Here is a 14856-nt window from a genome sequence, read left to right on the forward strand (position 1 = left end):
AACTGACGGGGGTAATTGAACGTGTCCTGGGACAACAAGGTGCTGTGGACAGAGGGGCTGTTTCTGCAGCCTCACCACTTCCAGCAGGCCGATCGCTATACCGAGGCTCTGGTTGCTGGCCTGGCACGACGGGTGACCCCGTACGCGTGGGGATTTAGTGAGCTTGAGATTGATGACGAAGCGCTGAAGGTCGGAAAATTCGCCGTGAAATCCTGCGCCGGGCTGACGCAGGACGGAACCGTTTTTCGCGTCCCGCAGGCGGAAGACCATCCGCCCTCGCTCGAAGTGCCTGAAAACATAAAGGACTGCGTGGTCGTCCTGACGATACCGCAGCGTCGGCAGGGCGCGACCGAGGTCGATCTGACAGACAGCGGAAAATCCGCCAGCCGACTGAAACCCGCTGAAATCGAAATCACCGATGTGATGGGGACAGTCAAAAAGGCTGTCACTCTTGGCGTCGGGAAACTGCGGCTGCAATTTGCGCTTGAGGTCGATGATCTTGCAGACATGCTGGTGATCCCGATCGCTCGGATCATAGAAGTCCGCCCCGACAAAGAGATCCTCCTCGATCGGGCTTTCATTCCAAGCTGTGTCGATATTCGTGCCGCTCCGACGCTGGCCGGTTTCGTGAGCGAGATGGAAGGGCTTCTGTCCCATCGGATGCAGGCACTTGCAGGCCGTTTGTCCGAGAGTGGGCCCGCCCGTGGAACAGCGGACATTTCGGACTTTCTGCTGCTTATGACAGTGAACAGGGCGCTTCCGCTTTTCCGGCATTTCACGAACATCGAGAACGTTCATCCCGAAACCGTGTACCGCGCCTGCATCACGCTGATCGGAGAACTGGCGGCTTTTATGGCGGAGAACAAGGAAGTCCCGATGCTTCCGCCTTATCAGCACGACGATCAACCGGCGACATTCATGCCGGTTTTCCGTGTGCTGCGGCAATATCTGAGCGCGGTTCTCGAGCAGTCGGCGGTTCTGATCGCACTTGAGGAACGCAAATACGGCATCAGCGTCGGTCTGATCGCAGACCGCAAGCTGCTCTCCACCGCCGGGTTTGTTCTGGCGGTCAAGGCCGAAGTTCCGGCCGAAGACATTCGTCGCCATTTTGCGGGCCAATCCAAGATTGGTCCCGTGGAAGAGATCCGGCAACTGGTCAATTCGGCCCTGCCGGGCATCACATTGAGACCCCTGCCTGTCGCGCCCCGACAAGTGCCGTATCAGGCGGGAAAAGTGTATTTTGAACTCGACGCCGACAGTCCGTACTGGGGCAAAATGACAACGTCCGGCGGCATCGCCGTCCATGTGTCAGGTCAGTACCCGGGACTCGATATGGAGCTGTGGGCGATACGAAATAGTTAAGAAAAGGCTGCTGCGATGTCGGACGAAGACCCGTTTGCCGAACCGGACGATACCGATAGAACGGTCATCAAGCCCAACCCGGGAGGCCGCCGCTCGGCCCCGCAGGCGCCACCTGCCTATGCGCAGCCGGTGCCGCCACAGCAGCCGGTGCCGCCTCAGCCACAACCTGTGCCCGAGTCCGCGGCGCCGGCGGTAGACACCTTTGGAATTCCCTCGGGACCTGGCGGGCAGGGCGGTGCGACAGCAGCGCCCAAAAGCCAGCCGCAGGAGGTCGAACAGGTTCTGACCGGAATGAACCGGCTGAATGCCTGTGCAGCGCCTCTGTTTTCCCTCATCAGCCGTATCCGCAACCGCGCCCAGCACATGGATGCAGACAAACTCCGCCAATCGGTCGTGTCCGAAGTCCGCGCCTTCGAGAACCGCGCGCTGCAGGCGGGCATTCCGGCGCAGACCGTCAAGGCGGCCCGCTACGCGCTGTGTGCAACACTTGACGATGTGGTTCTGAACACACCTTGGGGCGGACAGTCGAGTTGGGGCCTGCAGTCGATGGTCGGCACGTTTCACAGGGAAACCGTCGGCGGCGACCGCTTTTATGACCTTTTGGCTCGGTTGGAAAAGGAACCGGGTAACAATATCGATCTGCTCGAATTCATGTATATGTGTCTGTCGCTCGGGTTCGAAGGCCGTCTCAGGGTCGAGCAGGGCGGCGTCGACAAGCATTTGCGCATCCGGTCCGGTCTGGCCTCATTGATCCGCGCACAGCGCGGTGCGCTTGAGCGCGATTTGTCGCCACACTGGAAGGGCGCGGACAAACCGTACCGGGCCTTGTCCGCATGGAAGCCGGTTTGGATCGCGCTGGGCATGACGGGCTTGCTGCTCATTTCCGAGTTTGCCAGCCTCAGCTATGTGCTGTCCAACCGGACCGAAAACCTTATCGGCCAATTGTCGATCATCGAAGCCGGGCCGGTCGCCGAGCTGGAACGTCGCGCCCCGCCACCGCCACCACCGCCGCCGGTAGATACGCAGGCGGTGCAACTCGAGAAGTTCGTCACATTCCTCAAACCTGAAATCGACGAGGGACTGGTCAAGGTCTTCGGCCAGGGCAACACTCTGGTGATCCGCATAGCCGGGTCCGGGATGTTCGGCTCGGGGTCCGATACCCTTGTCGATAAGTTTCACAACATCATCGACCGGATCGCGCAGGCGCTGAATGATGAGCCGGGCAAGGTGATCGTGGTCGGCCATTCGGACAATGTACCGATCCGGTCATCGCGGTTCCCGTCGAACATGCACCTGTCTCTGGCGCGCGCGAAGTCCGTGATGAACAGAATGGCCGGCGCCATTGACGATGACGCGCGCATGAGCGCCGAGGGACGAGCGGATTCGGAGCCCATTGCCGACAACGGCACGCGCGAGGGCCGGGCGACCAACCGCCGGATCGAAGTGGTTCTTGTTCGGGAGGATGAAGCATGAAGGTGTTGCGCTTCTTTACGTCGATCTATTTCGGCCTCCTCTTTGCGGCTCTCGTTCTGTCGCTGCTGGTCTGGTATCTCGGACCGCTTATTGGAAATGACCAGTTCCGGCCCTTCGGATCGCTGCTCTCGCGCCTGATCACTGTTGGCATATTCGCGCTGATCTTCGGCGGGATCGGCCTTGGCATCTTTCTGTCCCGTCGCAAGCGCGAAACGGAACTGACCGAGGAAATCGCGGCCAGTGCGGATGGCGGGGACGACATCGCGAGTGGCGAAATCTCGGAACTGCGGGACAAGCTCAAGACGGCAATGTCCGAGCTGCGAAAGTCCAAGAACGGGCGCAAGCACCTCAACGAGCTGCCGTGGTATATCATGATCGGACCGCCGGGCGCCGGTAAGACCACAGCGATTGTGAACTCAGGCCTTCAGTTTCCGCTTGCGGATGAAATGGGTAAGCAGGCCATCGGTGGGGTCGGCGGTACTCGCAACTGCGATTGGTGGTTCACCAACAATGCCGTTCTGATCGACACCGCAGGCCGTTACACCACACAGGAAAGCGATGCTCAGGTCGACAACGCGGCTTGGCTTGGCTTTCTCAACTTGCTCAAGAAGTACCGCAAGCGGCAGCCGATCAACGGCGCGATCATTGCGATCAGCCTGAGCGATCTGGCTCTGCAGGACGAAATCACCCAAAAAGGTCATGCGGCTGCGGTGCGGGCGCGCCTGACCGAATTGCGCGAAAAACTTGGGGTGCGTTTTCCGGTCTATGTGCTGTTCACCAAGGCCGACCTGATCGCAGGTTTTACCGAGTTCCACGACAACCTCGGCAAGGAAGACCGCGAACAGGTCTGGGGCTTCACCCTGCCACTTGAACAGGGCAAGGCCGAAGCTTCCCCAATTGCCGGGTTCGACGAGGAGTTCGCGCTTCTGCTGGAGCGCCTGAACTCTCAGTCACTGGAACGGATGCAGGCGGAAACGGATCCGCAGCGCCGGACTCTGGTGGCCGGGTTCCCGACCCAGGTGGCGTCGATCCGGAGTGTCGCCAAGGCGTTCCTGACCGAGGTTTTCCAGGAAAACCGCTACCAGCACCGTCAGATGCTGCGTGGTGTCTACTTTACCTCCGGCACGCAGGAAGGCACGCCGATCGACCGTCTGATGCTCAGTATGGCGCGGACCTTCGGTATCGGTCGACAGGCCATCGGGTCGGGGCAGGGGGCAGGGCGCTCCTACTTCCTGACACGGCTTTTCGAAGGTGTCATTTTTCCCGAGGCCGGACTTGTCTCGGCCGACGACAAGGTGGAACGGCGCTACAGGATCACCAAATGGGCGGCAATCATTTCGACGATCATGGTGGCAGCCGGCGCGGGGACACTTCTCGTTCGGTCTTTCCAGGGCAACAGCGACCTGATCGCACAGGCAAACGCGCATGTGTCTGAATATTCCGCCGCCGCCTCGACGCTTCCCGGAAGCCCGATTGGCGATACGGATCTGGTTCCGGTGGTCGAAGCGCTGAATGTGCTGCGCGACATGCCGGCAAACCCGACGATCTCTGATCCCGAACCGGACAGCCGTCTGACATACGGGCTGTACCAGGGAGAGGTCATCGGCTCTCAGTCGGCCCAGACCTATCGCCGGGCGCTGAACCAAAGGCTTCTGCCGCGGCTCTTGCTGCGGCTTGAGGAACAGATCAGCGCCAACATGAACAATGCGGATCTGCTCTATGAGGCGCTGAAGATCTATCTGATCCTCGGCCTTCAGGGGCCGATGAACCGGGATCTGGTCACGGAATGGATGCAGCTTGATTGGGAATTGGCCTATCCGGGACCGGCGCGCGAGGAATTCCGGCAGGATCTCAATATCCATCTTGCGGCGCTTCTGGATCAGCCGATGCAGCAGATCGAACTCAACGGTCCGCTGATCGAACAGGTGCAGACCCTGCTTTCCGAGATGCCGCTGGCCCAGCGGGTCTACAATGGCATCATCAACAGCCCGAACGCGGTGGCGCTTCCGAAGTGGCGGATTTCCGACGCGGGCGGGCCGGCTGTGGCCCGTGTGCTGGTTCGCTCTTCCGGCAAGCCGCTGACCGATGGCGTGGACGGGATCTTCACCTATGACGGGTTCAACGACGTATTCCTCGGTGAAGCGCTCAGCGTTGCGGAACGGATTCAAAGGGAAAGCTGGGTTCTTGGTCCAAGGGGCGAGGCAGAGCAGACCGAACAGGCGCTTGCGGCCCTGAGCAGGGATGTGCTCGACCTTTATTACAACGACTTCATAGCCCGGTACGATGCCATCCTCGGGGACATCGATATCATCCCGCTTGAATCGCTGAGTCATGCGGTCGAGGTCACCAATGTGCTGTCGGGGCCGACGTCCCCGATCGTGAATATCCTCGAAGCCATTGCCGACGAGACCAAGCTGACCGAGGACCGCTCGGGAGCCACCGGGCAGTTGGCCGATGATCTTGGTTCTGCAGTTCAGCAAGGCGCACAGCGTCAAGCCGGATCTCGCACCCGAGTGCTTCTTGAAGCTCTGGCCAAATCTGCTGCGGCTTCAGGCGAAGCAGAGCCCAAACCGCCGGGCGCATATGTTGAGGAACGCTTTACCTGGCTGCACCAGCTTACTCAGGCACCCGAACCGGGATTGCCGTCGCAGTTGGATGAGTTGATCGGACTTCTGACCGAGCTGTATCAGGAACTGAACAAGATGAGTTTCTCCGGTTCATCCTCCAGCAGCGAAGGCGGAGCGGCGATCCAACGGTTTCAGGAAGCCGCAGCGCGTGCTGATGGGCCGCTGGAGCGCTGGGCGACGCAGATCGCATCGGGGTCCTCGGGCATCACATCGGACAACACACGCACCGGGATCAATGCCCGCTGGCAATCGACCATCCTGCCGTTCTGCGAACAGGCACTGGCGGACCGCTATCCGTTCAACCGTCGTGCTCGTGCGGATGTTGCGATAGCCGACTTCCAAAAGCTGTTCGGCCCTGCGGGTCTCATCGACAATTTCGTCAACGAGAACCTGCTTCAGTATATCGATACGCGGACGCGTCCGTGGTCCTGGAAACAGGTCAATGATGTCGATCTCGGTATCAGTCCTGCGGTGCTTGAGCAGTTGCAGTACGCGGCCGAAATCCGCGAGGCTTTCTTTGCCGGCGGCACGCCCAACATCCAGTTTCAGATCATGCCGCAGGCTCTGGATCCGAAAGCGGAATCCGTCATGCTCGAGGTGCATGGCAAACAGATTCCCTTTGCACATCGCGGTGGGGCACCAACACCCGTCGCGCTGGATTGGCCCGGAGCGGTCGGACTGGCGCGGATCACCTTTGCACCGCCAGCGTCGAACGCGGAAAGTGTCCTGCAGAAGGACGGCCCCTGGGCCTGGTTCCGATTGCTCGATGCGGCCGAGGTTCGGCGGACCAATGTGTCGGACCGCAAGCGGGTCATCTTCAATGTCGGCGGGCGCATTTCGATCTTCCAACTTCAGGCCGGATCAGTCTTGAATCCGTTTGCGCTGCCGGCGCTTTCGAAATTCAGCTGCCCGAAAACGTTCTGATGACGGCAGCAACGTTCGGAGCCTTCGGGAAAATCCCCTCTGTCGGGGATTTCTTCCGCATCAATGCACCGCCGGGTTTTGCGACAGTGTGGGATGAGTGGCTCCAGCGTTGCCTTGTGTCCGGGGCACATGCCTACGGAGACAGGTGGGATGAACTCTACATGTCCGTTCCCATCTGGCGCTTTTGTCTTTCTGCCGGTGTGGCAGGGGAGGCAGCCGTTCTTGGCGTTCTCATGCCTTCAGTGGACAGGGTTGGACGGCGGTTCCCTTTGACGCTCATGACCGCGCTTGCCGACGACACCGCAGTGATCAGAAGTCATTTTGACGAAGATAAGACCTTTGATGCGCTCGAATTGATCGCGCTTTCGGTTCTGGACGAAGACATCAGCAAAGATGCGCTGGAGGAAAAACTCGCGGGAGTGACCCTGAGCGAAGCTGTTGATGACGGCGCGTGCCGAGTGACGCCGGGAGCCGTTATCGCCTGCAGGGCGAAACAGGCGGATGCCTTGATGCCCCGTTTGGCGGCGGACCTGATGACCCGATCCTTTCAATCGCCGTCGATCTGGACCGCAATGCTCGACGACGACGCGCGCTTGATGGTCTGTGACGGTTTACCGGATGGGCCGAACATGCAAGGTTTGTTCGATCTGGACGCAGATCTTTGGAGCGAAGGCATTTTATGAATGTTGTTACCCCACGGGTCCGCTTCAACGCCCGCAGCCATGTGGGCCTAAAGCGCAAGGTCAATGAAGACTCGGTTCTGGCATTGCCGGAACAGAATATCTGGGTGGTGTCCGATGGAATGGGCGGTCACGAGGCGGGCGATTTCGCAAGCCGCTTGATCACGGATATGATCGCTACGATTGAACCCGACCTGCCAGCGACCGAGCGCATGCATGCCCTGCGCCACGCCATTCAGAAAGCGCACAGTGTCATTCGTGCCGAAGCCGATGCACGCGGAGCGGCAACTATCGGTGCCACCGTCGCGAGTCTGATGCTCGCCAATTCGCACTTTGTCGGGATCTGGGCCGGGGACAGCCGGATTTACCGCCTGCATGGCGGCGATATCCAGATGCTGACCGCCGATCATTCGCTTGTCGCGCCCTTGGTCGAAGCGGGCCAGATGACATGGGATGAAGCCGAACATCATCCACAGTCAAATGCCATCACCCGCGCGGTTGGTGTCGGAGACGAGCTTGAACTCGACAAGGTCCGTGGTGTCGTGGAACCGGGAGACAGGTTCCTTCTGTGTTCGGACGGCCTGACAAAATACGCGACCTTCGGAATGATCGAAAACGTTCTGCGCACAGAACCGCTCGAAACGGTGTCCGACAGGCTCATTCAGATCGCACTCGACGGGGGCGGGGCCGACAATATCACGGTGATCGTTGTCGACGTAACCTGACCCCGTCTTCAGCGGGCGAGCGTTTCCAGAATGCGGCTGTCGAGTGAGAAGATGCGCGAAGACGGGTTTCGATCCTGCTCCAGAAGCGCTTCTGAATAGCTCAGCGCGGACTCGCTCGTGGGGCGCAGTTCGGTGAACAGGGGTTCGCTTGAATGAATGACGATCACCTTTGTCTTGCCCAGTGTCGAGTCATCTACCCGGAATGCCAGACCACCGGTCTGCTGAGCCTCCTGGATCGAATAGGCCACCCGGATCGGGATCGCGCCATCCTGACCGTCGCGCAGGCTTTCGACGGAATTATCGGGACGGTTGAGGTTTGGCAGAAGGTGAAAAACGTTGCCCGAGACATCCAGCACCGACACCGACAGGTAGCCGTCCGTCACGCCCGCAGGCAGCTCCACGTCGATCACAGGGTTTTCGCCGACGACGAATTCTCCGGTCGGGTTCGGGTTGTTGTCCTGGTCCCCCTGATAGAACGCAATGTCGATCGCGCTGGACGGAGCCTTCGGCATCACGCTTTCGATCAGGCAGAGTGTCGAATTCAGAATTTCGGCGTCGATCCGCACCGGACGTGACCCGGCAACAGCACTCAGCGCATTGGACAGGGCCGCGCGGCTTTCTTCGCTCGACAGCACGCCTCGCACCTCGACCAGGCTTTCCGGGCCGTATCCCGCAATCGGGCGGTTCGCCAGCGTGAGCGGCCCACAGTCGGCATAGGTGTTGAGGATCGGATCGATCTGCTCGGGAGCCAGAATGATTTCTTCGAGCGTCAGCGAGGGTGTGCCGCTCAAGGCCCCCATGATCCCCGCATCGAAGGCCGCCTGAACCGCATCGTAGATCGGTCGGCTGGTCGTTGCCCCTTCGATATCAGCGGTGTCCCCCGACAGCGACACCCGCCACGTATCCATTTCGTCGATGGCATCGACCACCGCAAGCACATCCTCGCCCCATGTCTCGGAAATCGCGCCACTTGCCAGCGTCAGGTCGAAAGTTCCGTCTTGCGCCTGCATCTGCTCACGCAACTCCGAGGCGACTTCTTCTGCCGGGACAAATCCGACCGCACGTGGAAGAGAGTCCTTTGCCTTGGCAATCGACAAGCGATAGGGTTCGGCAACAGGCAGGCTTGGTTCGGACGAGAAGAGCCCGAACGCAAATGCCCCGGCCAGCCCTGCAGCAACAACCGCACCACCAATTGCGATGGGAAGAACGGCTCCGCCTTTTTTGCCTTCCTTCGAAGATGCGGGCTTGGCGGTCTTTGGTTGCGGTTCAGGCTTGGGTGGGGCCGTCACCGGCTTCGCCTCGGGCTCAGATTTGGACGCCGAGGGAAGCGGCGCGATAACCGTCGCGTCGGACAACTCGTCGGCGTCTGGCGTGTTGAATGATCCGCCTTCAAGCGCGGCCAAAACCGCAGCCGCGCTCTGAAACCGGTCATCCGGGTTCGGCTGAGTCATCTTGTCCAGCAGCGCCTTCAGCGGCTCGGGAACACCCTCAGTGTCGAGAGGTTCGGCCTTCTTCTGGACAACCTCCATCGGGTTTCGTCCGATATCCGGTGATTTGCCCCGGAAGTTTGCCAGCAGAGATGCGCCCAGCGAGTAGATGTCAGTTCGCGCGTCGGTCTTGCCTGCCAACTGCTCTGGAGCCGCATAGGCATATTTTCCGGCGAACTCATTGCCAACAATCGTTTCGGCACCCGGATTGGTGTCCTTTGCGATGCCGAAATCGATAATCACAGCCTGCGCCGGATCACCGTCACGCAGAAGGATGTTGTCTGGCGACAGATCGCGGTGGAAAATGTTGCGCTCGTGCGCGGCCTGAAGCCCTTCGCAGACACGCCGGCAGATCACCAGCAGATCGTCTGCCGACATCGGCCCTTCCTTGAGCTTTTTGTCGAGCCCGGGTCCGTCGATGTAGTCGATCAGCAGATAGACATGACCATCTGCCGTGCGGTGGTTCTCGGAATAGCGCACGATGGCGTCATGGCGGATTTCGCGCATCGCTTCTTCGCGGGTGAGCAGAAGAAGATAGTCTTCATTGGTTGAGAACTCTGCCTTGAGCACCTTGAGTGCAACAAGTCGTCCCGAGATTTCGGATCGGGCGCGGTAAACATCAGATGTCCCCCCACGCCCAAGAATAGCTTCGACGCGGTAGGTGTTATTCACCAGATCGCCAGGCTGAAAGAGGTCTCCTGGACGGCTTTCTGTCATAATGTCTCCGGTTTCAGACGGTGACCGAAGTCATTAACCAAGCGCTTGGAACTCAACACGACGATTTTCGTCACTACGTGGGTCGGCGGCGTTAAAGGGTACGCTTTCTCCCATCCCGATTGCCTCAAGGCGGTCTTCCGCAATGCCGCATTCGTTGACGAGATGCCGTTTCACTTCTTTGGCACGCAGCAGGGACAGGTTTTCATTGTAAGAGGCCGATCCCGAGCTGTCGGTGTGTCCGACGATCTGGAACAGTTTCACGTCCACGGCTTTCATGACCTGACACAGGGTCGCAAGCTGCGGCTTCTGATCATCGCGCAGCGTCGCGCTGTCGAAGTCGAACTTGATCTTGATGTTCACCTGATCCGCTTTGTCGACTTCGTTGTAAACGGTCTCAGTGGTGGTCACCGTGGTGCTGGCTGCCGCTGCCGTGCTTGCCGTGGTCGACGTATCGGTCGATGGGGCGGTCGTGTCGGACGGAACAAGAACCAGTCCTCGGGTTTTCTGTTTTTCAAATGCCTGAGTGATTTCTTCCGCGGTCATGCCACCGTCGGAAGACTGTGCCTGAGCGTATCCGGACAACCCGGAAGTCAAGGAAATCGCAAGAGTAAGTGCAGAAACAGTTCGAATGTACGACATTTTAATACATGTCCTCGAATGAAAAAGCGTTGATACGGAAAGTCTAGCTTAGCTACGGCCGACCGGCAATGGCTTTGACGGAGCGGCAACCGAAAAGCCCTGCACGGCTTCGCGAGGATGGAAGGATTGTATTCTGTCACGCGCCCGTCACCGTTCTCGCGTATCGACCGCCAAGGTTTTCCTTGGCTTGAAATCGGGAATCCGATTTACTCCAATAAAGTTTTTTGTGGTTAGGATTTTGTATTCATGCGTCTTCTTCCGGCGATCATTCTCAGCATCGCAATCATACTGGCCCCGATCATCTGGATATTCCTCCCCAAGCTCATGCAGGGATCCCAGGATGAGTTTGCGGGTCCTGCGATTGACTCCGGAGCACGGATCGAAATCGAGATGCTGAGCCAGCGGGTCGAGGATTTGCAGATCCAGGTTGAAGATCTGTCCAAGGAAATTTCCCGGGTGTCCGCCTCTGCGTCGCGGATGCAAATGGCGCCCAGTCAGCCCTCTGTCCAGGCCCCGACCGATGATGGTGGCGCGGATGTGTTCCGTCAGAACGGCGAAAACGACATCATCGACGCATATGCTCAGGTGGTTCTCATCGCCAACCGCAAGAAGGTGAATGAAGGTCTGACCATCGCCGGTCCATCTTACCTGACGCGCGTTTTTGGTCCGCCTCGCGAAGTCATGTCCGACCGCTGCGAAGAGATGACCAATCCGCGCTTGGCCAGCAAGCTCGTGCTTGAGGATGTGGGTCCGATCCGCGTCCGTATGCTGAAGCCTGCAGCAGACTCCCTGCGACGGGTGTTCGAGGAAATCCGCGTGACAGATCCCGACCTCTACGACCGGATCGATACAGCTGGTTCGCTTTGTGTCCGTCAGATCCGTGGCACGCGGGGCAGGGCCTCTACGCATGCCTTCGGGCTGGCCGTCGATCTGAACATCGACGGCGTTCTTGATACCCTTGGCGACGGCAAAACCCAGCTTGGTCTGACGATCCTCGCGGATTTCTTCCGCACCGAAGGCTGGGTCTGGGGCGCGTCCTGGGGCCGGGAGGACAGCATGCATTTCGAGGTCAGCCGGCAGAAGCTGGACGAGTGGATCAACGCAGGTGCCCTCTGACGCATCCCTTGCGCCGCAATGCCGCCGCCCCGGGAATTGATTTCCGCCAGACCGTGACATAGACCGCCGCCAATCTTTCGACATTCAGGAGGCTGGCGTGGCCACATACGTAATCGACACCCCGAAAACCGTCGCGTTGCCGGTTCAAGGGACAGACGCTCTGTTCCCGGTGCGGCGCGTCTACTGCATCGGTCGCAACTATGCGGCACATGCCATCGAGATGGGGCACGATCCTGACCGCGAGCCGCCGTTCTTTTTCCAGAAGAACCCGGACAACCTCGATCCGTCCGGCGAATTTCCGTACCCGCCGCACAGCGAAGACGTTCACCACGAGGCGGAAGTGTTCGTCGCGCTCAAGTCCGGTGGGACCAACATTCCGATCGAAAACGCGTTGGATCATGTCTACGGCTATGGCCTGTCACTCGACATGACACGCCGCGATCTGCAGGGACAGATGAAGAAAATGGGCCGCCCCTGGGAAATCGGCAAAGCCTTTGAACGCTCCGCACCCTGCGGTCCGGTTATTCCGGTGGAAGAGACCGGGCACCCAGACAGAGGTGCTCTGACCCTGACCGTCAACGGGGAAGTGCGTCAGGAGGGCGACCTGAACCAGATGATCTGGAAAGTGCCCGAAATGATCTCCTATCTCAGCGAATATTTTGAACTGGCGGCAGGCGACATCATCCAGACCGGAACCCCGTCGGGCGTCGGTCCGGTCGTGCGGGGGGATGTGATGGTCATGTCGGTCGACGGTCTTGGTAGCCTCACCGTAAAGGTCGTCTGACAAGCAACCTGGTTACCGAGAGAACTGCCCGATGAGCAATCCGCTGTATGATGCGCTGTTTGCGCCGCATGAGGGACAACAGAGTACGTTTCTGGAGTTGCCCGACGGAGGCACCATCTCGCACGCCGAATTCCTCGAAATGGCGGCGCGGATGGCCAACGCTCTGGCGGACCTGGGCGTATCGACCGGCGACCGGGTCGCCGTCCATATCGAGAAATCACCCCATGCGCTTGCGCTCTACGCAGCATGCGTCAAATCGGGGGTCATCTTCCTGCCTCTGAACACGGCGTATACCGCGCGGGAACTGGCATATTTTGTCGATGACAGCGGAGCGTCGATCTTTGTTTGCGATCCGGGCGAAGAAGAAGCCCTGCGCCCCATCGCGGAAAAGGCTGGGTGTCCGCTTCGAACGCTCGGATCGAACGGCGACGGGTCGTTCACGGAGCTTGCCTGTACAATGGCCACCCGTTCCGATGTCGTTCCGCGCAGCCGAGACGACCTTGCAGCGCTTCTCTATACTTCCGGTACGACCGGGCGGTCGAAAGGGGCAATGCTCACGCAGAACAACCTGCTGTCCAATGCCGAAGCTCTGGTCGATGCCTGGCGTTTCACGGAAAAGGACGTTCTGCTTCACGCGCTGCCGATTTTTCACACCCACGGTCTGTTCGTCGCCACCAACATCATGCTGCTGGCCGGTGGATCCATGATCTTTCTGCCGAAGTTCGATCTGGATTCTGTGCTTGCCGCTCTGCCTCGATCAACGTCCATGATGGGTGTGCCGACCTTCTATACGCGGCTTCTGGATGACCCGCGGTTTACCTCGGACGTCGCGGCTCACATGCGCCTGTTCGTCTCGGGGTCTGCCCCGCTTCTGGCGGAAACGCATGAGCGGTTCGAAAAACGTACGGGCCACCGTATCCTCGAACGTTACGGCATGACCGAAACCAACATGTCGACATCCAATCCGTACGATGGTGAGCGCCGCGCGGGAACGGTTGGGTTTCCGCTTCAGGGGAGCGAGGTCAAAGTCTGCGACCCCGATACCGGCGTGGAACTCCCGGCCGGTGACATCGGTGTGCTGTGGGTTCGCGGCCCCAACGTGTTCAAAGGGTACTGGAACATGCCCGAGAAGACCCGGGAGGAGTTGCGCGAGGACGGTTTCTTCATCACCGGAGATCTGGCACTGATCGACGGTGACGGCTACGTGCAGATCGCCGGGCGCGGCAAGGACCTGATCATCTCGGGCGGCTTGAATATATACCCGAAAGAAATCGAACTGTTCCTCGATGCGCTACCCGGCGTTCGGGAATCCGCCGTGATCGGCGCACCGCATCCGGATTTCGGGGAAAGCGTGGTGGCCGTGATCGTGCCGGAAACCGGCCATGCCATTGATGTGGATGCAATCAAGACCGCAGCGCGCGAGCATCTGGCCGGATTCAAACGTCCGAAGGTGTTCGAGGTTGTGGACGCGCTGCCGCGCAACACCATGGGCAAGGTCCAAAAGAACCAGTTGCGCGACACCTATGCCAAGGTGTTTCAGGGCTGATCCTGCCCAACAAGCGCGTCGTATTCCAGTTGTGCGGTCAGTCCGCCATCGCAGTCGATGTTGCAGCCGGTCATCCAGGAAGCCTCATCTGACGCCAGAAAACGGATCACCCGTGCAATTTCCTCTGGTTGACCTGCGCGCCCGGTGATCGCAACGCCCCGGGTCGCCCTGTCTCCGAAGGCAGACATGAAGTCGTCAAGGATCGGGGTTGCCACCGCCGCCGGGCTGACCGAGTTCACCCGAAGCCCGAGATCGCGAAACCGCGCGATATTGGACAGACCCCAGACAATCACCGCCTCTTTCGACAGGTCATAGGCGCGCACCGGGTCGATGCCTTCGGCTTTGACGAATGCATCCAGATCGTCAGGACCGGACAGCGCCAGAAAACGACGGACCTGCGCAAGGTGCTCGCGCCATTTCCCACCGGCTTTCGACGCCATGTTGACGATGGCGCCACCGGGTTGCACCCGTGGCAATAGATGTTCTGTGAGCGCGACAAGTGCCTGCGCGTTCACGCGCAGCACCATGCTTTCCAGTCCGGGTCGGGGCGGCAGACCGGCGGCATTGACCAGCACGTCAATCCGTGGACCGGGGTCGATACGGTCAATGGCCTTCAGGTCCGACAGATCGACCCGTACCCAGGCATCCGCAGTCGCACCGGGATCGGTCCGGTCAATGACGGTGATGTGGGAACCTTCCTCGCGGAACAGCGCTACGGTCGCCGCGCCGATGCCTGACGCGCCCCCGGTCACGACAACATGTTTCCGACCTGCCAA

General features: G+C 59.7%; 11 protein-coding genes. 8 read left to right on the forward strand and 3 right to left on the reverse strand.

All coding sequences use genetic code 11. The annotated features are described in order from the left end of the window. Positions 1-21: 21 nt before the first annotated feature. Genes tssK through MGEO_RS05165 form a run of 5 tightly spaced genes read left to right on the forward strand, consistent with a single transcriptional unit; the run spans position 22 to position 7791 of the window. Positions 22-1362 carry a type VI secretion system baseplate subunit TssK gene (tssK, locus tag MGEO_RS05145; protein ID WP_085635908.1) on the forward strand — a complete coding sequence of 447 codons (1341 nt, stop codon included), beginning with the start codon at positions 22-24 and terminating at the stop codon, positions 1360-1362. A 15-nt stretch (positions 1363-1377) separates the two neighbouring features. Further along, positions 1378-2835, forward strand: coding sequence for a type VI secretion system protein TssL, long form (gene tssL / locus MGEO_RS05150; protein WP_085635651.1), 1458 nt, complete (start codon positions 1378-1380; stop codon positions 2833-2835). Then, positions 2832-6386 (forward strand): type VI secretion system membrane subunit TssM, encoded by a 3555-nt coding sequence (gene tssM, locus MGEO_RS05155; protein ID WP_085635652.1) that lies wholly within the window; start codon positions 2832-2834, stop codon positions 6384-6386. The genes tssL and tssM overlap by 4 nt, the downstream gene beginning before the upstream one ends. Continuing rightward, positions 6386-7069 carry a type VI secretion system-associated protein TagF gene (tagF, locus tag MGEO_RS05160; protein ID WP_085635653.1) on the forward strand — a complete coding sequence of 228 codons (684 nt, stop codon included), beginning with the start codon at positions 6386-6388 and terminating at the stop codon, positions 7067-7069. Before tssM ends, tagF begins: the two co-directional genes overlap by 1 nt. After that, positions 7066-7791, forward strand: a complete 726-nt coding sequence (locus MGEO_RS05165; protein WP_085635654.1) for a PP2C family protein-serine/threonine phosphatase — start codon at positions 7066-7068, stop codon at positions 7789-7791. The genes tagF and MGEO_RS05165 overlap by 4 nt, the downstream gene beginning before the upstream one ends. Before the next feature lie 8 nt (positions 7792-7799). On the opposite strand, the gene MGEO_RS05170 is transcribed toward MGEO_RS05165, so the two are convergent. Then, positions 7800-9995, reverse strand: coding sequence for a serine/threonine protein kinase (locus MGEO_RS05170; RefSeq protein WP_085635655.1), 2196 nt, complete (start codon positions 9993-9995; stop codon positions 7800-7802). A gap of 33 nt (positions 9996-10028) precedes the next feature. Continuing rightward, complete coding sequence (locus MGEO_RS05175) at positions 10029-10538, reverse strand: OmpA family protein (protein ID WP_408607487.1); 510 nt, start codon at positions 10536-10538, stop codon at positions 10029-10031. A 342-nt stretch (positions 10539-10880) separates the two neighbouring features. Here MGEO_RS05175 and MGEO_RS05180 point away from each other — a divergent pair, with 342 nt between their 5' ends. From MGEO_RS05180 to MGEO_RS05190, 3 genes are all read left to right on the forward strand, one after another. Continuing rightward, positions 10881-11750: a M15 family metallopeptidase gene (locus MGEO_RS05180; protein ID WP_085635657.1), complete on the forward strand. Its 870-nt coding sequence runs from the start codon at positions 10881-10883 to the stop codon at positions 11748-11750. Positions 11751-11847: 97 nt separating this feature from the next. Beyond that, entirely contained in the window at positions 11848-12534 is a 687-nt protein-coding gene (locus MGEO_RS05185) for a fumarylacetoacetate hydrolase family protein (RefSeq protein WP_085635658.1), read from the forward strand. Between the two features lie 31 nt (positions 12535-12565). Beyond that, complete coding sequence (locus tag MGEO_RS05190; protein ID WP_085635659.1) at positions 12566-14080, forward strand: malonate--CoA ligase; 1515 nt, start codon at positions 12566-12568, stop codon at positions 14078-14080. On the opposite strand, the gene MGEO_RS05195 is transcribed toward MGEO_RS05190, so the two are convergent. Then, positions 14071-14856, reverse strand: a complete 786-nt coding sequence (locus MGEO_RS05195; RefSeq protein ID WP_233139658.1) for an SDR family oxidoreductase — start codon at positions 14854-14856, stop codon at positions 14071-14073. The genes MGEO_RS05190 and MGEO_RS05195 overlap by 10 nt on opposite strands.

Origin of the sequence: Marivita geojedonensis (genome assembly GCF_002115805.1) — a bacterium.
GTDB classification, from domain to species: Bacteria; Pseudomonadota; Alphaproteobacteria; order Rhodobacterales; family Rhodobacteraceae; genus Marivita; species Marivita geojedonensis.